At 47.7% G+C, this 23113-nt stretch carries 14 protein-coding genes, 2 tRNA genes and 1 pseudogene; 9 read left to right on the top strand and 8 right to left on the bottom strand.

The window, feature by feature from the left end:
• Nucleotides 1-87: 87 nt before the first annotated feature.
• From Q0R37_RS09160 to Q0R37_RS09140, 5 genes are all read right to left on the bottom strand, one after another.
• Nucleotides 88-163: transfer RNA gene (locus tag Q0R37_RS09160), tRNA-Thr, on the bottom strand.
• A gap of 70 nt (nt 164-233) precedes the next feature.
• A tRNA-Pro gene (locus Q0R37_RS09155) sits at nt 234-310 on the bottom strand.
• A gap of 175 nt (nt 311-485) precedes the next feature.
• Nucleotides 486-731 carry a YtxH domain-containing protein gene (locus Q0R37_RS09150; RefSeq protein WP_294753605.1) on the bottom strand — a complete coding sequence of 82 codons (246 nt, stop codon included), beginning with the start codon at nt 729-731 and terminating at the stop codon, nt 486-488.
• 107 nt (nt 732-838) lie between these two features.
• Entirely contained in the window at nt 839-1564 is a 726-nt protein-coding gene (locus Q0R37_RS09145; protein ID WP_294753604.1) for an RsmE family RNA methyltransferase, read from the bottom strand.
• Nucleotides 1565-1737: 173 nt separating this feature from the next.
• Nucleotides 1738-2868 carry a D-alanyl-D-alanine carboxypeptidase family protein gene (locus Q0R37_RS09140; RefSeq protein WP_294753600.1) on the bottom strand — a complete coding sequence of 377 codons (1131 nt, stop codon included), beginning with the start codon at nt 2866-2868 and terminating at the stop codon, nt 1738-1740.
• 333 nt (nt 2869-3201) lie between these two features.
• Here Q0R37_RS09140 and Q0R37_RS09135 point away from each other — a divergent pair, with 333 nt between their 5' ends.
• From Q0R37_RS09135 to Q0R37_RS09115, 5 genes are all read left to right on the top strand, one after another.
• Entirely contained in the window at nt 3202-4569 is a 1368-nt protein-coding gene (locus tag Q0R37_RS09135) for an extracellular solute-binding protein (protein ID WP_294753598.1), read from the top strand.
• 662 nt (nt 4570-5231) lie between these two features.
• Nucleotides 5232-7859 (top strand): glycoside hydrolase family 9 protein, encoded by a 2628-nt coding sequence (locus Q0R37_RS09130; RefSeq protein ID WP_294753595.1) that lies wholly within the window; start codon nt 5232-5234, stop codon nt 7857-7859.
• A gap of 205 nt (nt 7860-8064) precedes the next feature.
• Nucleotides 8065-8322: a preprotein translocase subunit SecG gene (gene secG / locus Q0R37_RS09125; protein ID WP_294753592.1), complete on the top strand. Its 258-nt coding sequence runs from the start codon at nt 8065-8067 to the stop codon at nt 8320-8322.
• A gap of 100 nt (nt 8323-8422) precedes the next feature.
• The gene (rnr, locus tag Q0R37_RS09120; protein ID WP_294753589.1) at nt 8423-10603 is read left to right on the top strand and encodes a ribonuclease R; all 2181 of its coding nucleotides are present in this window, start codon (nt 8423-8425) and stop codon (nt 10601-10603) included.
• Nucleotides 10603-11364 (top strand): hypothetical protein, encoded by a 762-nt coding sequence (locus Q0R37_RS09115; protein ID WP_294753587.1) that lies wholly within the window; start codon nt 10603-10605, stop codon nt 11362-11364. The genes rnr and Q0R37_RS09115 overlap by 1 nt, the downstream gene beginning before the upstream one ends.
• 71 nt (nt 11365-11435) lie before the next feature.
• Here the strand turns inward: Q0R37_RS09115 and Q0R37_RS09110 are convergent, their stop codons facing one another.
• The 3 genes from Q0R37_RS09110 to glmM all read right to left on the bottom strand — a co-directional run bounded on the left by Q0R37_RS09110 (nt 11436) and on the right by glmM (nt 16577).
• Complete coding sequence (locus Q0R37_RS09110) at nt 11436-13244, bottom strand: Na/Pi cotransporter family protein (RefSeq protein ID WP_294753585.1); 1809 nt, start codon at nt 13242-13244, stop codon at nt 11436-11438.
• Between the two features lie 163 nt (nt 13245-13407).
• Complete coding sequence (locus Q0R37_RS09105) at nt 13408-14976, bottom strand: lipopolysaccharide biosynthesis protein (RefSeq protein WP_294753583.1); 1569 nt, start codon at nt 14974-14976, stop codon at nt 13408-13410.
• A gap of 215 nt (nt 14977-15191) precedes the next feature.
• Nucleotides 15192-16577 (bottom strand): phosphoglucosamine mutase, encoded by a 1386-nt coding sequence (glmM, locus tag Q0R37_RS09100; RefSeq protein WP_294753580.1) that lies wholly within the window; start codon nt 16575-16577, stop codon nt 15192-15194.
• 333 nt (nt 16578-16910) lie between these two features.
• Here glmM and Q0R37_RS09095 point away from each other — a divergent pair, with 333 nt between their 5' ends.
• The 4 genes and pseudogenes from Q0R37_RS09095 to Q0R37_RS09080 all read left to right on the top strand — a co-directional run.
• A complete protein-coding gene (locus tag Q0R37_RS09095) occupies nt 16911-20357 on the top strand; it encodes a YfhO family protein (protein WP_294753577.1) in 3447 nt (1148 codons plus the stop codon).
• A gap of 295 nt (nt 20358-20652) precedes the next feature.
• Nucleotides 20653-21978, top strand: coding sequence for a hemolysin family protein (locus Q0R37_RS09090; protein WP_294753574.1), 1326 nt, complete (start codon nt 20653-20655; stop codon nt 21976-21978).
• Nucleotides 21979-22020: 42 nt separating this feature from the next.
• Nucleotides 22021-22674, top strand: coding sequence for a cbb3-type cytochrome oxidase assembly protein CcoS (ccoS, locus tag Q0R37_RS09085; RefSeq protein WP_294753571.1), 654 nt, complete (start codon nt 22021-22023; stop codon nt 22672-22674).
• 129 nt (nt 22675-22803) lie between these two features.
• Nucleotides 22804-23113, top strand: a pseudogene (locus Q0R37_RS09080) (proline--tRNA ligase); the annotation flags it as partial.

Raw genomic sequence — 23113 nt, 5'->3', positions numbered from 1 at the left:
GAAAAGCAACAGATTTACAGTCTGCCCCCTTTGGCCACTCGGGAACTCTCCCATAGAAAAAGTAAATTCTGTCTCAAGACAAAATAATGGAGCTGGTGGACGGACTCGAACCCCCGACCTGCTGATTACAAATCAGCTGCTCTACCAACTGAGCTACACCAGCGTTAATGCTTAATTATTATATCACATTTGCCTTTGCTTGTCAAGTACTTTTTTTGGAATTTTTTTAAAACTGGTCGAGGCGACAGGACTCGAACCTGCGGCATCTTGCTCCCAAAGCAAGCACTCTACCAAACTGAGTTACGCCTCGGATCATTTTCGGTCTACCAATCCTTGACGGACAGCTTTTATATTATATCAGAACGCTTCCTGATTGTCAAGCTATGATAATACGATTTGTAACTTCACACAATAATATATGTCGGTTTTTATATTTTTTTGCCGAGCACATAAAATAAAGGGGAGCTCAAAGCTCCCCTGCAAGATCAATCTTCAGCTTCGTCCTCAGCCTTGTCAGCATCCTCTGCTTCATCCTCAGCCTTGTTCTCATCAGCGTTATCATCGCTTATCTCAAAATCAACGCTCTCGTCTGCGTCAAAGTTATCGAAATCATCGTAATCATCGTCATCATAATCTGAATCCGAATCCTTATCCTTGAGAGCCTGTACAGCGACATATCCAACGGCTGCTGCTGCGCCTGCAGCTAAAATTGCAACTAAAAACTTATTCATATCAATTTCCTCTTTTCTCCGCAAGAATTAGTATTACCGGTCCGCTTGCGACCGGACTTCGATAATCTATAAATATTATATCATATCTTTTCTGAAATTTCAACCGCTTACATATTATTTGTTAAAAACATCAAAATTGAAAGGGCTGTTATTGGTGCAGTTTCACAACGCAGTATCCTCCTGCCCAGCCACACCTGTTTTGCGCCGATTTTTACGGCTGATTCCGCCTCTTCACGGTCAAAGCCGCCCTCGCTGCCGATGAACAGTCCCACGCTTTTGACACCGTCAAAACCGACCTCTCCGAAGGAGCAGCCGCCCTCCTCCTCATAAAGCAGCACTGTCCTGTCAAGCTTTTCCATCATGGAGAGAGCTTCCTTAAGGCTAACCATTGATGTTACCTCGGGTATTATGCCTCTGCCCGACTGCTTTGCGGCTTCCTCAGCTATTTTATTCAGCCTCGGGAGCTTCTTTTTCTCGAAGTCCTTCTCGTCGGGACGGGAAACGCAGCGCCTTGTGAGCACGGGTACTATCCGCGAAACACCCAGCTCCACACTTTTCTGTATGATGTACTCCAGCTTGTCAAGCTTCGGGACCGCCTGAAAAAGCGTCACCTCTATATTCGGCTCGGCAGCGCATCTGTGCTTCTCCACAAGGTCAAGGTATACCGTGTCGGCGGTAATACTGCCGATAGTGCAGCAGTAGTCGGTACCGTTGCAGCAGACCGTTACGGCTTCACCCGTTCTCATGCGGAGTGAGCGGCCGATGTGGTTGGCATCGCTGCCCGTGAGGACAATATTGTTTTCATCTATCTCGTTTGTAAAAAATCGTGGCATAAAACACCGCCTGTTCTTAGTTTCAAATCAAAATCCCCTGTCATAAAAATGGTACTTATACAGAAGTTTATAGTTATTTATCGGGGATAACCCTTTTTCAAAAGGGTTTCCCTCAATAATAGTTATAAAAGCTTCTTTATGTGTATCATACTTATAACAAGGGCGTTCTGTTTTCAGCCCACATTGAGGTATTCCTCAAGGCACAGGCCTTTTTTGTATATCTTTTCGGCGACCTTCGAGCCTACGTATCTTATGTGCCACGGCTCGTACTGATAGCCCGTGATAGCCTCCTTGCCCAGCGGGTAGCGGATTATGAAGCCGTATTCGTGAGCGTGTTCCGCCAGCCATGCAGCCTCGGGAGTATAGCCGAAGGAGTCGTCAACGGAATTCACGTCTATGCAGAGCCCCGACTGATGCTCGGAATATCCGGGTCTTGCGGAATAGGTATCGACTATTTTCTTTGCCTCAGCCTCGCTGTTGCCTTTCTTTTTTTCCTCTTCGATGTAGTTGTTGTATATGGTCTCCTGATCCTTATACGAACGGTAGCCCGAGCTTATATATATGCTCAGATTTTCCTTTGCCGCATCTGTGGAGAGCTTGTTGAACTGGTCGTAGCATATCTGTTCGAGCTTGGGCTCAAAGGTAGCAGGGACGCTGTACTCCTTGTTCACAAGCAGGATCCCGTCAATATAAGTAAGCCCCTCTGTATCATATACAGGGGGGGCTGGAGCCTCAGTCCTGCTGGACTGAGGCGTTGTTGTATCATCATCGTCATCGGCAGATTCGCCGCGTACAGTTACCTTGATCCATACCTCCTGATCCACATCAGCGGCGGATTTGAGGATAACGTAGCATACGCCCGGTGAAACGCCTGTTATATGTCCGTAGCTGTCTACGGTAGCGATCGTCTTATCGCTTGAGGTCCATCTTTCGTCGGCTTCAACAGTGCCGTCGGGATATTCAAGTACTCTCGGCATATCGGTTTCGTCTACCATGATGGAGATAGTCTGTCTGTCGAGCTTGAAATCGCTTTCATTCTTCGGAACCGTAGCAACGACTGTAGTAGTCGTGGTAGTCTGGATAGCCGAATCTGTCACAGTTGTGGTAGTCGTCAGAGTCACAGCCGTTTTTGTATCTGTTTTTGGTTTCTTGTCCTTGTCATCGGCACAGGCATTGGCAATAAGCACGATGAGAAGGAGTATCAAAAAAGCTATTATTGCAAGCGCTGCAAGACGCCTGTTTCTGTATGTCCTGCGGGATACTTTTCTGCGGGGACGGTTAGAGCTGTATCTGTTATTGTCCATTTGATAAATCCCTTTCTGTATTGATCGGACAGTTTATTACTGCCCGTTTTTTATAAAAACTTCCCTATTATTATATCACAGTGGTTTTGAAATGTCACGCAATTTTCTATAGTTTCCGCATTTTTTTAACAACTTCACAGATAACGCAGCCCGTTTTTGGCATTTTTTACCAAAGTCCCTGCCGAAAAACCTGTTTTCATGCAGAAAAAGCCCATTGAGCAGTGTCGGCTCGGCAAGGGCAGGAAAAGTCCGTCCTTGACAGGCAGTAACTAAACGAGTATAATAATATAGATATGGCTGCGCTTCAGCAGCTTCCGAAAGGGGCTATTTTTAATGAATAATTTCGGGAGAGCACTCTCGGCTCTCATCGCTTCTGCGGCTGTGATAACAGGCACGGCTTCATGCAGCGAAAAGAATAAAACGAAACCGTCGGATGTAAGGCCGACCGAAAGCAGCACCGAGACCTCAAGGGCAGACTCCGCAAAGAAGCCCACAGGTAGCATGGAGATAACATGGCTCGCGGATTACGACCTCAACAGGTCAGAGGGCGAACGTCCCGCGGCGCTGGCAATATTCGAGGACATTTACGGCGGAAAGATAAACTATGTACAGACTACGCCCGAAAACAAGCTCTCAAAGCTTGAGGAAATGCTCGGGGCAGGCGAAGAAGTGGATATGTTCCCCTATGAGGACGGAGTTTTCCCCGAGGGTACTTCCCGCAGCCTTTTCCAGCCTCTCGACCCTTATTTCGAGGAGCTCGGCATGGAGGAGGACGGTCTGTGGGACGATATCAAGGATATCGCGGAAATATTCAAATATAAGGATCAGCACTATGTAGTCCCCTATGCTCTCTCCGAGCCCTATCTGCTTACCTACAGCAGGGCGCTTTTCAGCTCGTTGGGCATTGAGGACCCCTATACCTTATATAAAGAGGGCAAATGGGACTGGAACGCTTTCACAGGAATGATAAACAAGTTCACGGAAAGCGAGACCTCCGCTCACCACTTCGGCATAAGCGGCTTTTACGGAGAGGCTATCCTCGCTTCCACAGGTCATACTGTCATAAACTTCGACGGAAACAGCTTTACCAACAATATAGGTGACCCCTACATCGAAAGCGCAGAAGCTCTCATGAACGATCTCCGCGTAAGATGGCTGTACAACAGCCACTGGAGCGATATGTACCTCCACGATCAGAACACCCTGTTCTACTGCTCGCGTGACTGGACTCTGCCTATATCCGACAAGTACAATGCCGACTACGACATCATGGCAGTTCCCTTCCCGAAAACTCCGGGTGCGGACAAGAACTACATCAGCTGCAGGGCAAATGCGCGTATGCTGGTAAACAACTCCGAAAAAGGCAGCGCTGTTGCGACATACCTCAAATGCGAGCGCCTGGCCGTTACTGAGCTGAAGGACTCCGCAAAGGAACAGGCTCTAAAGAGCATCACCGAGGAGCAGTACAACGCTATACAGGACTACCTCGACCCGTCAAAGGTCACTCCCGTTTTTGACTTCGGCTACGGAATGAGCTCAAGAATGTACGGCAACGGCTACTATACATTCGAGTCACGCGGCGTTATGGACAATATAACCTCAGTTCTCCTCGAAAGCGGCAATCCGTACGGCAACTGGGCAGAGCTCCGCGACAGGCTCTCACCTGTGATCGACGAGGAGCTTGCAAAGTACAATAACTGAGCTTTATCGGCGATAAGTATGTATATCTTCACGGGCTGCCTCGGCAGCCCGTTTTTTATGCTGCTGTGCACTGTAACATCATACAATCAGCGTAAAGTCTTTTTGATGCATCCTACAAAGATTTGCCGCTGCTCTGTAATTATACAAAATATTCACAAAATCCGTCAAAAAATATGTTATGATATATACAGAAGCAAAAGCTTCCTCAAACAAGAGAGGAGTGTTTGGAAATGAAGTCTTCAGACCCTTTTCAAATCTCTCACTTCGGCAGCGGACTGACCGTGCTGCCGATGCAAGTATCAATTGACCCGAAAGGGTACCTGCAGGACGGGTGCAGATGCGTTCATGCCACTGATCTCAGGCTGCATATACCGCACCGGTCCCTGCACAATTACAATGATACATATTCCCCTTGATTTTCCGCGTAAAGGATAACTTTGCGCGGACCTTTTTTGTATAGGGCGCTGCACAATAAATCATAGTAATAGTTCACAATGAGGCGAGGGCTTTTTTGCACACTATGCTGAAAATATGGGTTTCGGTTTATATTTCACCAGATTGTAACATTTATGTAACCAATTTGTAACCAATTTTCCGAGTAAAACCTGTATAATGAACTTAAGGCATATTATAGGCAAATTTTTTGAAAGAAGAGTGATAACATGATAAAATTCAAAAGGCTGAAATCAGCCATCATCAGCAGCGCGGTTGCCATCTCTGCTCTTGCTGCACCTCTGACTACAGCGGTGACTCCCTCTCTCACAGCAAATGCGGCAGGCGGCGACAACTACGCAAAGCTCCTTCAGTATTCCCTCTATTTCTATGACGCAAATATGTGCGGTAAGATGGACGGCGACTGTGCTCTCTCATGGAGAAGCGACTGCCATACAGGCGACGATGTTGTGGGCGGTTTCCACGATGCAGGCGACCATGTATGGTTCGGTCAGCCCGAGGGCTACACAGCTGCTACACTGGGCTGGGCTTACTACGAGTTCAAGGACGCTTTCGACGCTACAGGTCAGACAGCTCACCTCAAGGTAATAACAGACCGTTTCGCTAAGTTCATGCGTGACGCTACAGTTCTCAACGGCGGCAGCGTTTCAAAGGTGCTTATCGAAAAAGGTGAAGGCGGTCAGGATCACTCCTACTGGGGCGCTCCGGAATTACAGGGCAACAGAGGACGTATGCTCTGGACTACCGACGGCGCAGCCAACATAACAGCAGAATATGCTGCTGCTCTTGCTGCAAACTACATCAACTTCGGCAATCCCGATGACCTTACTTATGCTAAGGCTCTCTTTAATTTCGCAAAACAGCACCAGGGTTCATACTCATGTGAGTTCTACGGCAACAAGGAAACTTCCGACGAGATCGCATGGGCTGCCTGCTGGCTCTACCTCGCCACAAAGGACAACTCCTACATGGGCGATATCCAGAATATAGGCACTGCCTACTGGGTACACTGCTGGGAGAACGTATCTCTCGGTGCTGCTATCCTCAAGGGTGAGATCACAGGTGACTGGAGCTGCACAAACGCTCTCGGCGACATGAGCGGCGACGGTTACAAGTTCTACGATCAGTGGGGCTCTGCAAGACATAACGCAACAGCTCAGATGTGTCAGCTCATCGCTGCAAAGCACGGCCACGGAAATGCTGCTTGGGCTAAGGGTCAGATGGAATACCTCACAGGTGACAGATCATTTGCAAACGGTCAGTCCTACTGTCTCGTTGTAGGCTTCAAGGACAACTCTTCAAAGAATCCTCACCACAGAGCAGCTTCTCCTGATGCTGATGCAAGTGAGCAGAATGACGGAATCGCAAACAAGAACCTCCTTATAGGCGCTCTCTGCGGCGGTCCTGTAGATGCTAACGGCACATACAAGGACATCCGTTCAGACTATAAGGGCAACGAGGTCGCCTGTGACTATAACGCAGGTCTCGTCGGCGCAGCTGCTGGTCTCTACAGCAACTACAAGTCAGGTTCAATAGAAACAAATATCACAGGTGTTTCAAAGATCTACAGCGGCAGCTCAAACAATCAGACAACACCTACAACAACCACAACAACTACCACCACACAGGGCGGTAATAACAACAACACAACGACCACAACCACAAACGGCGGAAACAGCTCATCAAGCGGTGATGTTGTTCTCGAAGGCTCTAAGCTCGGCGCAACAACTGAAGAGGGCGATGACGGAGCTATCAACAATGTTGCTGAGTTCCCCCACAACGGCGCTAAGTCACTCACAATGTACCTCAAGGTAAACTCAAATGATACTGAGGTATCAGGCGGTTTCGGTACATGGAACGGCGAGTGGTTACAGGAAGAGTTCTCAGGCGTTAAGGTAGGCTCAGACAAGACTGTAGCTATTGATTATACAATACCTTCAAATGCAGGTACTAACATCAAGGCTATGGTTTGGTGGCCTCACGATGACGGTGTTACTATCCAGAAGATAGTTCTCCACAACGGCACAAGCAGCGGCAACAATAATACTACAACATCAAGAACTACTACATCTACAACATCAAGAACAACAACCACAACGACTAACGGCGGTAACGGCTCATCAAGCGGTGATGTTGTTCTCGAAGGCTCAAAGCTCGGCGCAACTACCGAAGAGGGCGATGACGGAGCTATCAACAATGTTGCTGAGTTCCCCCACAACGGTGCTAAGTCACTCACAATGTACCTCAAGGTAAACTCAAATGATACTGAGGTATCAGGCGGTTTCGGTACATGGAACGGCGAGTGGTTACAGGAAGAGTTCTCAGGCGTTAAGGTAGGCTCAGACAAGACTGTAGCTATTGATTATACAATACCTTCAAATGCAGGTACTAACATCAAGGCTATGGTTTGGTGGCCTCACGACGACGGTGTTACTATCCAGAAGATAGTTCTCCACGGCGGTTCGGGCAGCAGCAATAATACTACATCAAAGACCACTACCACAACAACTACATCAAGAACAACGACCTCCACAACAACTTCCACAACTACTACAACCACAACAGAAGCTCCCAAGCAGGACAAGCCTACACTTCTCGGTGACTCAAACTGCGACGGTATCGTTGATCTTTCGGATGCAGTTCTTATCATGCAGGCTCTCGCTAACCCGAACAAGTACGGCAAGCAGGGTACTGCTGAGCTCCACATCTCAGAGCAGGGCTGGATCAATGCTGACGTTCATCAGAAGGGCAACGGCGTTTCCACAAACGACGCTCTCGCTATCCAGATGAAGCTCCTCGGCAGGATCAGCGGATTCCCGATCGACGTTCTTAACTGACATATCAAAGCAGCTCCATACGGAGCTGCTTTTTTTGCCCTTTTTACTGCAACTTGTAAGATTTCAACAATTTTGCACAGTTTTTTTGTCTCGCTTTTTCGTGTAAAGCCCTTGCAAATCCTGCCTTTCTGTGATATAATAGTAAAGCTAATTGAAATATTTCGGCTTCTGCCGTAAATCATACTTACTTTTCGGAGGTATTTTTATGTCAACTTTAGAGATCATCGGCGGTGTAGTGATACTCGCTATAAGCCTTATCATCATTGTACTCTGCCTTTCACAGGAGCAGAAATCACAGGACAGCATGACAGCAGCACTCACAGGTGCAAGTGCTGATTCATTCTACGGCAAGAATGAGGGAAGAACAAAGGAAGCTATCCTCGGCAAGATCACAAGAACTCTTTCCATTATCCTCTTCATTGCTGTGCTTGCTGTAAATATTGTACCGATCTTCAAAAAGTAATAAATTGCCCTGTGACCGAGGTCATGGGGCTTTGCTTTTATTGCCGATATATGCGTAACACGCGGAATGTGTGTTATTATCTTTGCTTAAGGAGAATTTTATGCCGGAAAAGCCAAAAAAGAAACAATCGGACAAAAAGGGCAGCTCTGTTGTGTCCGTTGAAAGCTACAAAAATAAAATAGTCACTTTCCTGAAGGCTTACGGCAAGAAATCAATGCCGATAAACGAGCTTGAGTCAAAGTGCAGAACAAAAAAATCAGGCAGGGAAAACTTTACCGCTGCCTTTTCGGAGCTCCGTACAGAGGGCGTTGTCATGATGAAAAAGGGCATGAAGGCTTCGCTGTGCTCACGTATAAATGTTCACGCGGGAACTGTCACAAGGCTCAGCCGCACCTTCGGCTTCGCGGTTACAGATGACGGTGTAGAATACTTCATACCGGGAAAATGTATGCTCGGAGCTATGCCCAACGACAGGGTGCTCATATCCCCTATCGCTTCACGCTCGGGAGAGCCCGAGGGCGAGGTGCTCGATATACTCGAATTCGGCAGCTCTCAGCTCACAGGCAGGATAGAGTACGAGGACGGAAAGCCTTACCTCGTGCCCGATACGGCTTCACGCAACCATATAATAATAGTCCGCGAGGAAAGCATCCCCTTTGAAAACGGTGACAAGGTGCTTGCGGAGATAGTTTTCCGCGGCCACAGACACGCCGAGCACAAGGTAAAGATAACCCTCGTTTTCGGAAGCTCGGAATACGCAGCTTCCTCAGCGGCTTCAATACTCGTTATACACGGCGCTCCAACCGCCTTCCCCGAGGAGGTACTGAAGGAAGCCCGCAAGATATCCGAGGGCGGCGTGCAGGAGTACTCCGTCAACAACCGTGAGGACCTCCGCGATATGACGATTTTCACCATAGACAGTGCGGAGTCCAAGGACCTCGACGACGCTGTATCCCTGCAAAAGACACGAAAAGGCTACTGCCTCGGAGTTCATATCGCCGACGTTTCCCACTACGTCAAGGGCAACAGCGCTCTCGACAAGGAAGCGCTCATGCGCGGAACCAGCATATACTACGCCAATAAAGTCATACCCATGCTGCCACGGGAGCTCTCAAACGGCATATGCTCCCTTAATCCCAACGAGGACAGGCTTACACTCTCGGCTTTCATGGAGCTCGACAAGGAGGGAAATATGCTCTCCTACCGCTTCTGCAAAAGCGTTATACGCTCCCGCGTAAAGGGAGTATACTCCGAGATAAACCGTATATTCGACGGAACGGAATCCGAGGATATCGCCGATAAATACAAGGAAGTACGCAGCAGTATCATGCTTATGAACGAGCTTGCGGACAAACTCATAGAAAAGAAGCGCCTCCGCAGCGCTCCCGAGATAGAGACCTCGGAAAGCAGGCTTATCATCAACGAGGAGGGCATATGCTGCGACGTGCAGCCCCGTGAGCGAGGCAAGTCCGAGCGTATCATCGAGGAATTCATGCTCACTGCAAACGAAGCTGCCGCAAAGCTCGCAAAGGAGAGGAAGGTACCTTTTGTATACCGCATACACGAAGCTCCTCCCGAGGCAAAGACCGAGGCTCTGCACGAGATACTGCCGAAATACGGCTTTGAATGTCCACATTTCAGTGAGTTCAAGCCCGTACACGCCGCCAAGATACTGGAAAGCGCCCGTGATACGGACAAGTTCGAGGCGGTGAATATGCTGGTGCTTCGCTCAATGGCAAAGGCGAAGTACTCACCTGAGCCTCTGGGACATTTCGGACTGGTGCTCGACGACTACGCCCACTTCACCTCACCCATAAGGCGATACCCCGACCTTGCCATACACCGTATAATCACGGATATACTGGCAGGCTACAACAACGAATGGCTCAGCAAGCGGTATTCGGGCTTTGCAGTCAACGCTGCCGAGCGCTCCTCCGCTGCGGAGATACGTGCCATAACCATAGAGCGCGAATGTGAGGACTGCTACAAGGCGGAGTACATGAAAGCCCACATCGGCGAGAGCTTCACTGCTAAGATATCAGGTGTCACAGAGTTCGGCTTCTATGCGGAGCTCCCCAATACCGTTGAGGGACTTGTCCACATAAGGACGCTCCCCGAGGGCGAATACGACTATACAGAGCCCGTATCACTGACGGAAAGATTTACGGGCGTATCATATACTCTCGGACAGACTGTACAGGTAGTCTGCGCCGCAGTCAGCGTAAGCGACGGAACTATAGATTTCGTCCTCGATGACGATGAAGATGAGGAGGAACTTTAATGAAAAAAATATCAGCGATCATAGCACTGGCAGCTCTTACGGCAGCTCTCGCATCATGCTCATGGAAAACGACGGGAACAGCTCCCTCAAAGCCCGATGAAGCCGAGACTACAGCCGCAGCTGCTGAAACGACCACAGAGGCAGAGACCACAAAAAATACCACAGCTGCCGCAACTACCGCAAAAACCACAACGACTACACAGCCCGACCCTCTCGGCGGCGGAGCTTTCGAGTACAATGAGGACGGCGCTGTAGTGTTCAAGGCAGACAGCGGCGATATCGACGAGCAGACTATAATATCCGCAGCTCAGGCGCTTTTTGAGTCCGCCTGCCGCACTCAGTGGAACTTCACAGTGGGCTGTCCCTTCAAGACCGACGAGCAGTTCGTCGAAACAGGCACCTTCAACTGGCGGTATCATCATATCTCCGACAGCAGCATAAAGACTCTTGCCGACATTGAAAACGCCTACCATAGAGTATTCAGTGACCGCTACGATGCTGACGTTCTCTCCGAGCTCTATATCGAACAGGACGGCGGCGTATATGCTCTCGCAGGCGAAAGAGGCGCTGATATATACTATACAGGCTCAAAGATAACCGAAATAACATCAAAGTCCGACGATGAGATAGTATTCACCGTGGAAAACTACTACAGCGGAAGCGACTACGGCGAGGGCGCTCATACCGAAACGGATCAGTTCTCAGCAGTGATCGGCAGCGATAATGTGTGGAAAGCAGGAAAATTCACCCTGCCTTACTGATAATATTTACTTAAGTAACATAAACAAGCCCGAAAACAGTTCTTACGAACCGCTTTCGGGCTTGATCCTTTTTATGCGTTTACTTCCTGACCGCCGAGCCTGCGGAAATAATCCTCGGCATAGGCACGGTATTCAGTTCTGAATACCTCGTCGTTCTCCTTGACCTCGTGAAGGTAAGCATGGAGATTTGTCTTTTCGTCTGTCTCGATAAGGCAGCCTGCGATATTCGAGCAGTGATCCGATACACGCTCGAGGTTGGTAAGCACGTCCTGGAAGATATATCCGAGCTCTACAGTACACTCATCATTCTGCAAACGGCGGATATGCCTGTTTTTCAGCTCGGTGCTGAGATTATCCACGACCTCCTCGAGAGGCTCGACCTTATGCGCTATCTTCAGGTCGTTGTTTACGTATGCGTCAAATGCCTTGTTGACATTCTCGGCAATAGCGTCGGTTATTACCATTATCTCGTTTATACACTCCTCAGAGAAGTTTATACCCTTTTCGTGCATCTCCTGAGCCGACTCCACAAGATTTACCGCATGATCGGAAATTCTCTCGAAGTTTCCGACACAGTGCATCATCTTTGAAACGCTTCGGCTGTCCGCACCTGTGATACTTGCCTTTGACAGCTTTATAAGATAGCTGTTTATCTTGTCCTCATAGCTGTCGATTATGTCCTCATTTTCAATGATGGTCTCGCAGACCGTCTCATCATAGCCCGTAAGGAGCTTCAGCGACATGAGTATGGTCTCTCTTGTAAGCTCTGCCATCTGATTTGTTGCCGAAATGCAGGTATGAACAGCTACTGCAGGAGTTTTCAGCAGGATAACATCCAGACCTGTGAGAGTTCTTCTCGTGTCCTTGACCTCTTCCTTGCCGTCCTTTACGACTACCTTTGAAAGTGCCACGAGCTGCTTTGTGAAAGGCATGAACATTACTGTCGTTGCCACATTGAAGATAGTATGCATTACCGCGATACCCACATAGCCGACGGTCTTGCTCATAATGCCGAGGTCGATGACGTTCTGGAGTATCATGATTATGGGAAGCAGCACAAGTGTGCCGATTATCTTTATGATTATATGAGTCCATGCAACGCGCTTTGCGTCCTTGCTTACGCCGACTGTGGACAGCAGAGCCGTTACGCAGGTACCGATATTGCAGCCCATGATTATTGGGAGCGACATTCCCCATGTAAGACCGCCTGTCTTTGAGAAAGCCTGCAATATACCGATAGAGCCTGCGGAGCTCTGGATTATTCCCGTGAATACAGTTCCAACGAGTACGCCGAGTATTGGATTATGGAAGGCTGTGAGGATCTTCTGGAAATCCGGTGAGTTCGCAAGAGGATCGACGGAATCCGACATGAATGTCATTCCCGTCATAAGCACTGCAAAGCCCACAAGGATACGTCCCACGTCCTTTTTCTTGTTTTTCTTTGCGAACATTATGAGTATCGTTCCCGCAAGAGCTATAAGGGGCGAGAATGATACAGGCTTGAGCAGTCTCAGTATAAAGCTGATGATACCGCCCTCACCCGAGTCCTTGATACCGTCGAGACAGAGTATCCACGCCGTGAAGGTAGTACCTATATTGGAGCCGAAGCATACTCCGATAGTCTGTTCGAGGGTCATGATGCCCGAGTTTACAAAGCCTACGAGCATTACCGTCATAGCCGATGATGACTGTATGGCAATAGTAACGCCCATTCCGAGAAGTATAGCCTTCAGCTTGTTCTCGGTCATTTTTTTCAGTGCGACTTCAAGCTTGCCGCCCGTGAGTTTTTCAAGTCCTGTTGACATTACCTTCATACCGTAAAGGAAGAAGGCAAGTCCGCCCATAAGGGTGAAAATGTTAAAAATCGAAAACTCTTCCATATTTTTCTCCTGATCTTTCTTCTGTTTCTGAATATTATATTTTTCCCTTCTGATTATATTATATCAGGTTATATCTAAGAGTCAATGATTTCGGCAATAGTTTAACGTGGATTTAACATTGCAAAAAATAACAGCTCCTTCCGGAGCTGTTAATTAAAGCTGTTTACTTTTTCTTTGACTTTTTGGAGCTGTCTGCTTCTTTTTCGGCAGCTTCCTCTATAGCCTCGATAACGTCCTCAAGGTCTTCCTCATCGTCGTCATCTGCTGCTTCTGCCGCAGCCTTTTTTCTGCTGTTATCACGCTTGAGAGCGAGTAAAAATGCAGCTGCAAGATATATTGCAAATATGAGCAGCTCCCATACGATTATCTTCTTGAGTGAAGCGCTCAATGCCTGACTGAGACCTGCTGATGCTGACTTTGAAGCATAAGCAAGTACCGAATATGCATTTGCGAACTGTACGTTCTTGAAGTAGTCATCAGCTGTTTTTTCTGTAAGGTCAACTATATCCGTTACCTTTGCGTTGAGTCCCGCAAGGTCTGCCTCTACCTTTTCAATATTGGCTCTTGAGCTTGTCTTATTTGACTTGAGAGCTTCTCTCCTTGACTCATAGAACTTTATGTCCTGTACTGTCTGAGCGAGGCTTGCTTCCAGTGTGGTCTTCGTCTTGAACATTGAATCATACTGATCGGAATGTATGGAAGCATTGCCGTTAATGCTCTCTGCGCCTGCTCCGATGAACGTAGCGGAATCCTTTACATACTTGGCGATAGAAGCATCAAGAGCTGCAAGTCTCTCGCTGTACTCGTCCTTGTCGCGGGTGAGGTTCTCTATCCTGTAATCATAGTATGAAAGAGCATCGTCCTTGTTCTTGGTGACATTGTTGACGGAAATATATGATGATATCCTGTCAAGATCAATGCTTGTAACGGTCTTTGCATACTCTGAAAGATCGTTGAACGAATAGCCTGTTGCACTTGAACGGAAGGCTGTATTGTCTTCCTTGGTAAGCTCATCAAGATAATTTCTTACCTTTCTGAGCGAGTCTCTGTAAAGCTCTATCTGCTGAGGATAGTCATAGCTTTCGGAATCAACGGCCGCAACCGATGCTCCGAGGGGCTCGTTGAAGCCGTAGAGCTGATAGAAATAATCTCCGTAGCAGTCAACGATGGTATTGAGTATCTCAGTGCCTGTATTCTTGTCAAAGCCCGCATTTCCGTAATTAAAGAATATCTCATACTTTGTGGGGAAATACTTTACATCGAGCATTGCCTGTGCAGCCGAAAGGCTTCCGCTTGTAGCCTTTTCCATAACGCTGTTGTATGCCTTGAGCTTTTCGTAAGCATCCTGAGGCATTATATATCCGAAGCTGATATTCGATCTGATATATTCAAGGTTTTCGATATCCATACCCATTTCGGTAAGAGCCATTTCGATAACTCTTGGGTTCTTCATGGTTTCGATATCAAATGTTCCTGCCTTTTTGGGGTCAAGGCCCTGTTCTATACCGTCATAAGTAAAGCTTACGATAGCCTCGGCAGGGACAGAACTTGAAAAGGTCTTGAATGCCGACAGAGAAAATACAACAAGGCCTGCCACTATAGCAGCAACTATCCATAAAGCAAACAGTCTTTTCATTTGCTGTAAAATGGAAGAGATAGATATTATAACTTCGTCTTTTTCTTCATGATTCTTGATCGTAATATTGAGATTACGCTCATCTTTCTTAGCCATTTTAACCTCCATATTTACCAAAACATTTATATTACGGCACAAAACGCCGTAAGAACAATTATACCACTATAATCATCTATAGTCAATAGAAAGAACAAAATTCCAGTAATTAGCTGAAATTAGCAACTTCACATCAATGCCTGTTTGACAAAATGCACCAAGCAGAAAGGACGCTCCCGACAGTATTCTGTAAAGAGCGCCTGACCATAACATTATTATAATGTATGTCCCTTTAACTTTATAACATTTACAACTCTGTCCACGCAGCTGCGGCATATATCTTCCTGCTCAGCCTCCACCATAACTCTTACGAGGGGCTCTGTGCCGCTTTCACGGACGAGTATTCTTCCCGAATCTCCCAGTTCTGCTGCGACCTTGTCTACCTCTGCGCGTACATCGGGGTCAGCCTGTGCAGCAGCCTTATCCTTTACCTTTACGTTTTCAAGTACCTGAGGATACACAGTGAACGGAGCAGCAAGCTCGCTGAGCTTCTTCTCGCGGGACATGATCACCTGCATTATCTTGAGGCTCGTGAGTATTCCGTCGCCTGTTGAAGCGTACTTTGAGAAGATTATATGTCCCGACTGCTCGCCGCCGATGCAGCAGCCGTGCTCCTTCATGTACTCATAAACGTACTTGTCGCCTACTGCTGTCTTGGCGTAGTCCACGCCTATCTCGTCAAATGCTCTGTAAAGTCCGAAATTTGACATAACAGTTGTAACAACGGTGTTGTTTATGAGCTTTCCGCGCTCCTTCATGTATCTTCCGTATATGTAGAGTATATGATCGCCTGTGATGACGTTTCCCTTTTCGTCAACACAGAGACATCTGTCAGCATCGCCGTCGTATGCAAAGCCTGCGTCGAGGCCCTTTTCGACTACGAATTTCTGAAGTCCTTCGATATGTGTAGAACCTGCGTTATTGTTAATGTTCACGCCTGTAGGCTCTGCATTGATAACGTATGTCTCAGCTCCGAGAGCCTCGAATACGGACTTCGCAATATTCCATGCAGCTCCGTTGGCACAGTCAAGACCTATCTTCTTGCCTCTGAAGGAATACATTCCGAGGGATATAAGATAGCCGAGGTAGCGGTTCCTGCCTGCAACATAGTCAACGCTCCTGCCTATTTTCTCACCGTGGGCAAAGGGCACTTCTTCCCAGTCCTGACCGAAGGCATTGAGTTTTCCGTCGAGGTAAGCCTCAACGAGGTCTATGACCTCATCCTCCATTTTCTCGCCCTGTCCGTTTATGAGCTTGATGCCGTTGTCATAGTACGGATTATGGCTGGCAGATATCATTATGCCGCAGTCAAAGCTGTCAACTCTTGATATATATGCAACAGAAGGTGTGGTAGTAACATGGAGAAGGTATGCGTCAGCACCCGAAGCGGTAAGTCCGCCTACGAGTGAATATTCAAACATATAGCTCGAACGGCGTGTGTCCTTGCCTATAACGATACGCGCAGGAGTATCATCACCGTTTCTCCTCTTTATCTCACCGTAGTACCAGCCGAGAAAGCGTCCTACCTTATATGCATGATCTGCTGTAAGATTTTCGTTGGCTGTACCTCTGAATCCGTCAGTTCCAAAATATTTTCCCACTTCTGATAATCTCCTTTTATCAAATTCAATGTTTTATACAGGTCAAAAAAGCCTGAACAATTTAATTATAGCACTTTGCATTAAAGTAGTCAACGGATATATTAAATAATTCATAAAATTAATCATGAAAAATTTTATGAATTATGTGAGAGAACAGGGCAGCTCATGCGTCTAATATATGCAGTCACAGCTCACGGCAAAGTCCCGCGGACATTTTTTGGTATGTCAGGAGGATTTTGCTATTGCAAAACGGAAAGATTTGTAGTATAATAAAAAATAGTATAAAATCGGGTATTATGGCTCAATATGCCCGAAGCAAAAGGAGGAACAACATTGGCTAAGTCAAAAGCTACGGGCACAAAGCCGAAAAACGGCACCGCCCGCACCAAGATCGGCAGCACTAAACCCGCTATAACCGCCGCAGACATCATAGCTGAGAAAAGAGGCACGAAATACAAGCCGCTGTTCTATATCGCAGCATTTCTGATACCTTTTCTTCTTACCTTCGTGTCATATATAGGCTTCGACGTCTATCCCTTCGGCGAGCGTTCGGTGCTCACACTGGACCTTAACGGTCAGTACATTTACTACTTTGAAGCGCTCAGGGACGCATTCTGGGGCGACGGCAGCGCTTTCTACAGCTGGAGCAGAAACCTTTCCGGCGGCTTCATGGGTATCATAGGATACTACCTCGCAAGCCCCTTCACTCTGATCGTTATGCTGCTTCCGAGGAAGATGATACTCGAAAGCGTAATGATAATGCAGATGGCAAAGGTGGGTGCGGCAGGTCTCACATTCAGCATTTACGCTCAGAAATCAAAGAAACTCAGACCGCTCCAGTCCATCATGTTCTCAACAATGTACGCCATGATGGCTTACGTTGTTATCCAGCTCATCGACCCCATGTGGATCGACGGCCCCATATTCCTGCCGCTCATAATCCTCGGCGTGGAATACCTTGTAGATGACGGACGAAAGATCAACTACATCATACCTACGGCGATAATGTTCATTGCCAACTTCTATATCGGCTTCATGATAGCCATATTCATAGCCCTTTATTTCTTCTACTATGTATTCTTCGGAACACAGAGAAAGTTCAAGGGCATAGGCGATTACGCAAAGGTATTCTTCCGCATGGGCATATCGACGATAGTTGTCCTGATGTGCAGCTTTATCATGATAATGCCTGTGTACAACGCTCTTGCTCTCGGTAAGTTCGACTTCTCCGAGCCCGACTACAGCTACAGGGCAATGTTCAATCCCCTTGAACTGGTGCCATGTCTGCTACCAAACCAGTACTACTCGGTAAACGTCGACGAGGGAACACGTTTCTACGGACGCCCCGAGATATACTGCGGCGTGCTCTCATTCGTACTCATCCCCCTCTTCTTCATGAACAAGAAGATAAAGGTGAACAAGAAGATAGGCTACACGCTGCTCTCATTCATACTCCTTTTCAGTATGTATGTAAAGCCCATAAATATGATGTGGCACGGCGGTCAGGATCCTAACTGGCTCCCCTACAGATATTCGTTCCTGCTTTCATTCGTGTTCGTTTCAATGGCAGCGGATATCTTCTCAAATCTTGAGGGCTACAAGATGTCGCCTGTCAGTGCGAGCGTATCAGCGGCGATAATCGGCATACTCACGGCGGTATTCTGCCTTAAGATGAAGAGCTTCAACTACAACGAGGAAAAGTACAAGTACGTGGCTATATACCCGTACAAGGCGGATATGAACCGCGGCTCAGACCACTGGGAAGAGCTCTGGCTCGGAACCATCGCATTCGGACTTATCCTCGGCGCTATCTACCTTGTGGGAGTTTACTGCTACAGCCATGCAAAGTCCTCAAAGGGCAGGAATGCAATATCCGTGGCAATGGCTCTGCTCATATTCTTCGAGACAGGCTACAACTGCTACGACTCCTTCAGAAAGATATTCAAGGAGGTCGGAAACTCCGACCACAGCACATATACCGATATAATGACAGCTCCCGACGTTGTAAAGGAGCTTGAGAACTACGACGGCGGCTTCTACCGCGCGGAAAAGACCTTCAACCGAATGGTAAACGACGACCTTGCCTACGGATTAAAGGGTATATCACATTCAAGCTCGGTAATGAACGCAAGAGCTATCACATTTATCGAAGCTATGGGCTACTTCACGCAGAGCTTTGAGTCGAAATACGAGGGCTGCAACCCTGTTGCGGACTCTATCCTCGGCATCAAGTACGTCCTTGACGACCCTGTAAGAACAAACATCGGTTCTACGGTAGACGCTTCGTATATCTATCGTTTCTCGAAGGATTACAAGAAGGACAACGATATTTCAGCAAAAATGGATGTTTACGAGAACCCCAATGCACTGAATATCGGCTATATGGCTGATGATGACATTACCATGCTCACAGGTCTCGGAAATGACAACCCATTCAACAGCCTCAACAACTTCCTCAGCGCTATGGCAGGAAGCACGGAGAGTTTTGACCCCCTTACCCCAAGACAGTACTATGTACCATTTGACTATACCGTAAAATACGATGATACAAAGGTATATCTCCACGATTACACAAACACCACCGGCGTTGTCCACGACTGCTACGAGGCTTTCGCAGGAGTTGACGACGCTGTAGTAAACATAGATGTAACAGTCCCCAAGGACGGAGATATCTATATGCATCTCGGATCTGAAATGAGAAAGACCTGTAATGTATGGGTAGCTGTAAAGGACGAAGACGGAGTTTACAGAGGACAGAAATCAGGTACTGAGAATTACGACGGCTACGGCACATACTTCAATACCAACTCCTCGCCTATCGTAAGAATGGGTCCGTTCGAGAAGGGCGACGAGGTCGAGATAAGACTTACCATTCCGCCGACAGGCAGCAATGGTCAGTACACAGGAAGCAACGAGTATCTCATGGTAAGAAAGAACGCCGGCTTCAACTTCTACTATCTCGATCAGGAAGCTTTCGAGGAAGATATCGCAAAGCTCAAGACAAATCCGTGGAACCTCGATATGACAAAGACCAACGACCGTTACCTTGTAGGCGACGTTGACGCTCAGGAGGGTCAGATACTCATGACCTCCATTCCCTACGAGCCCGGCTGGGAAGTAAAGATAGACGGAAAGACAGTACAGAGTCAGGTCGTTGAGGAAGCCGTCGAGGGAACCAAGAAGACCAACCTTTACAATGCAGACGGCTCTGAGGGCGAGATAGTCGTTCTCGGAACTCTCATAGGTATCCGCGTTCCCGCAGGACACCACACTGTATCGCTCAAGTATACTCCTCCCGGCTTCAATATGGGAGTAGTTACACTGCTGCTCGGTATCATCGTGCTCGCGCTCTTCTATATGTACGACAGGAAGCACAATAAGGTCCTTATCGAAAAGATAAAGGCAAAGAAGCTCATAAAGAGCGGCGAAGCCGACAAGGCATTAGAGGAAGCAGCAAAAACAAAGGATTCTTCAAAGAAGAATATGATAAAGTCCAAGGGCGCTATCGCGGAGGAACCTCTGAAAAAGGCTAAGGACAAGGCTGAGGAAGCCAAAGAAGCCGCAGAGGACGCTGTCGAGGAAGCCAAGGAGACTGTCGAGGATATCGCTGAGGACGCTAAGGACGCTGTCGAGGATATCGCCGAGGACGCTAAGGAGGCTGCCGAGGACATTGCCGAGGAAGCCAAGGAAACTGCCGAAGATATCGCGGAAGCTGTTGATGAAACAGCCGAAAGCGCAGTTGAAAACGTCCTTGATGAAGCAAAGAAAAAGAAAAAGTAATATTTTCAAGCCCCTGCAATTGCAGGGGCTTTTTGCCGCAAAACAGCAGCGTTATCCCCACTGCTTGACAAAATCATAATAATGCGTTATAATAAAAATACTATACCAAAAAGGAGATGAAAACCAAAATGGACGGTGCCCCTGACGGCAGCAATCCTGATAATTACACGATTTTCTTCGTTGAATATATGATATCAAGGCATGGTCTGCACTATCGCTTGTGTTAGGCTGTGCCTTTATGAGGTTTACAAGGTCAAAAAAAGAGAAATATTATATTTTACGGAGGATATGAATAATGATAGGGCAGATAATTCTGCAGATTATACTTATAGCGCTGAATGCGCTCTTTGCGTGTACCGAGGTGGCTGTCATTTCCACAAGCGACGTGCGCCTTGAAAAGCTTGCGGCAAGCGGCAACAAAAAAGCCGTAAGGCTCAAAAAGCTCACTGATACTCCTACACGCTTCCTTGCGACTATACAGGTGGCAATAACACTGGCAGGCTTCATAGGAGCTGCCTTTGCTGCCGACAGCTTTTCCGAGCTGCTCACATCAGCACTGGTCAAAACGGGTATAAGTATCCCCGCAGCTGTTATAAAGAAGGTATCCGTAGTGCTCATAACCCTGATACTTTCCTATTTTACACTGGTATTCGGCGAGCTCGTACCAAAGCGCCTCGCAATGAAGGATCCCGAAAAGATAGCTCTTGCCATGAGCGGCATGATAACATTCGTGTCAAAGCTCTTTGCACCGCTGGTATGGCTGCTCAACGTGACCTCAAACGGCATACTCAGGCTGCTGGGCATAGACCCCGACAGCGACGACGACACCGTTACGGAGGAAGAGATACTCATGATGTCCGACGCAGGCGCTGAAAAAGGCACTATCGACGAGGACGAGAACCGCATCATAAAGAACATCTTCGCCTTTGACGATACCACCGCCGAACAGGTCTGTACGCACAGAACCGACGTTGATGTGCTGTGGAGCGACGATGATGTGAGTGTGTGGGAGGAGACCATACACCGCACAAGACATTCCTCCTTCCCTATCTGCGGAGAAAGCGTGGATAACGTCATCGGCGTGCTGAACGCAAAGGACTATTTCCGACTTGATGACAAGAGCAAGGAAAATATCATGGCTTCCGCAGTCCATGAGCCCTGCTTCGTTCACGAGAATATGAAAGCCGACCGCCTCTTCGATCAGATGAAGCAGCGGGGCGCAGATCATTTTGCCATAGTCGTTGATGAGTACGGCGGAATGAGCGGTATCATCACCATCACCGACCTTGTTGAGGAGCTCGTGGGCGACTTTGCCGACGATCCCGAGGACGAGCCCGCTGCAAGGCTTGAAAAAACAGGGGAAAACACATGGACAGTACCGGGTATAAGCTCTCTCAGCGATGTTTGCGAGGAGCTCGACGTGGTGCTCCCTGCCGATAAGTATGAGACCTTCGGCGGCTATGTCATAGCCGAGCTCGGGGAGATACCGAAGGACGGCTCTCAGCTTTCACTTGACGCAGGCGGACTTCATATAGATATAACCGAGGTAAGACATCACCGCATAGAGGTATGCCGCGTGGAGAAGCTTGCTGCGGAAAAAGAGGAAAAAGAAGAGGAATAAGCACAGAAAATACAGCACTTTACATACTAAAGGAGCGGTTTTATGGGATTTACAAGCAGAGTTTCAAACGGAAAGGGACTGATATGGGGAGCTATCCTCTTTATCGTTGCTGCGATCACAAGCCTTGTGATCGGTATAATGGGATTTACAGGCGAAAAAAAGAGCCTCGATGAGGCATTCGTCTCGGGACTCGGCGGCGGCGAGATAGTAAGCGGCGTTCCCGCATACGGCAGCAGCAGCTACGCTTTAAAGGTAAAGCATACCGTAAAATCCATTCCTGTGGGAAATGATTACTATTTCTACATATGCTCCGAGGACGAGGACAGCCTCCTTGCAGTACGCGCTCCAAAGGATTTCGGCAAGAATTTCGATGAGGAATTCAGGAACTATAAGAACATCAGAATAAAAGGCAAGGTCAAGAGAATGTCATACGAAACAAGAACATCTCTCAACAGCGATGAAATAGTCGTCGGCGACCGTTACATCGACCTTCTCAGCACCCGCATGAGCATATTGTGGATAATTACGGGAGTTCTTGGTGTGGTTTGCATAGTTCTCTTCATCTTGGCAAACAGAAGCAGGCAGTATGATGACTCATATTCCGAGGCATCGGGCTCAAAGGTCATGAACGCCGTTCTTGCAGGCGGATTCATAGCCTTCAGCTTCCTGTTCATATACGTTTTAGCGCATATTTAACGGATTGACAACAGCACACATAGATGTTATAATTATATGTATGCAATGACTGCCTGATGGCAGTTATTCCCCCGAACTCCGTTCGGGACACAACTTATTATTGAAAAACTACAGAAAGAGGTCATATATATGGCAAAAGATAAAAAGCTGGTATCCGAGATAACCTCAATGGACGAGGATTTCGCACAGTGGTATACCGACATCTGCAAAAAGGCAGAGCTTATAGAATATACGAGCGTTAAGGGCTGTATGGTAATACGCCCCTACGGCTACGCAATATGGGAGAATATGCAGCATATCCTTGATACAAGATTCAAGGAGCTCGGTCACGAGAATGTTTGTATGCCTATGTTTATCCCCGAGAGCCTTCTTCAGAAGGAAAAGGACCACGTTGAGGGCTTTGCTCCCGAGGTAGCATGGGTAACTCAAGGCGGAAACG

Source organism: uncultured Ruminococcus sp., assembly GCF_946415235.1.
Classification (GTDB): domain Bacteria; phylum Bacillota; class Clostridia; order Oscillospirales; family Ruminococcaceae; genus Ruminococcus.
Note: the sequence above shows the minus strand (reverse complement) of the source record. Positions and strands in the feature narration are given on the sequence as shown.

What these genes read in the sequence shown, in the direction of transcription:
- Q0R37_RS09150 (WP_294753605.1), bottom strand. Translation starts at nt 731, where the DNA reads ATGAATAAGTTTTTAGTTGCAATTTTAGCTGCAGGCGCAGCAGCAGCC.
- Q0R37_RS09145 (WP_294753604.1), bottom strand. Translation starts at nt 1,564, where the DNA reads ATGCCACGATTTTTTACAAACGAGATAGATGAAAACAATATTGTCCTC.
- Q0R37_RS09140 (WP_294753600.1), bottom strand. Translation starts at nt 2,868, where the DNA reads ATGGACAATAACAGATACAGCTCTAACCGTCCCCGCAGAAAAGTATCC.
- Q0R37_RS09135 (WP_294753598.1), top strand. Translation starts at nt 3,202, where the DNA reads ATGAATAATTTCGGGAGAGCACTCTCGGCTCTCATCGCTTCTGCGGCT.
- Q0R37_RS09130 (WP_294753595.1), top strand. Translation starts at nt 5,232, where the DNA reads ATGATAAAATTCAAAAGGCTGAAATCAGCCATCATCAGCAGCGCGGTT.
- secG (WP_294753592.1), top strand. Translation starts at nt 8,065, where the DNA reads ATGTCAACTTTAGAGATCATCGGCGGTGTAGTGATACTCGCTATAAGC.
- rnr (WP_294753589.1), top strand. Translation starts at nt 8,423, where the DNA reads ATGCCGGAAAAGCCAAAAAAGAAACAATCGGACAAAAAGGGCAGCTCT.
- Q0R37_RS09115 (WP_294753587.1), top strand. Translation starts at nt 10,603, where the DNA reads ATGAAAAAAATATCAGCGATCATAGCACTGGCAGCTCTTACGGCAGCT.
- Q0R37_RS09110 (WP_294753585.1), bottom strand. Translation starts at nt 13,244, where the DNA reads ATGGAAGAGTTTTCGATTTTTAACATTTTCACCCTTATGGGCGGACTT.
- Q0R37_RS09105 (WP_294753583.1), bottom strand. Translation starts at nt 14,976, where the DNA reads ATGGCTAAGAAAGATGAGCGTAATCTCAATATTACGATCAAGAATCAT.
- Q0R37_RS09090 (WP_294753574.1), top strand. Translation starts at nt 20,653, where the DNA reads ATGATAGGGCAGATAATTCTGCAGATTATACTTATAGCGCTGAATGCG.
- ccoS (WP_294753571.1), top strand. Translation starts at nt 22,021, where the DNA reads ATGGGATTTACAAGCAGAGTTTCAAACGGAAAGGGACTGATATGGGGA.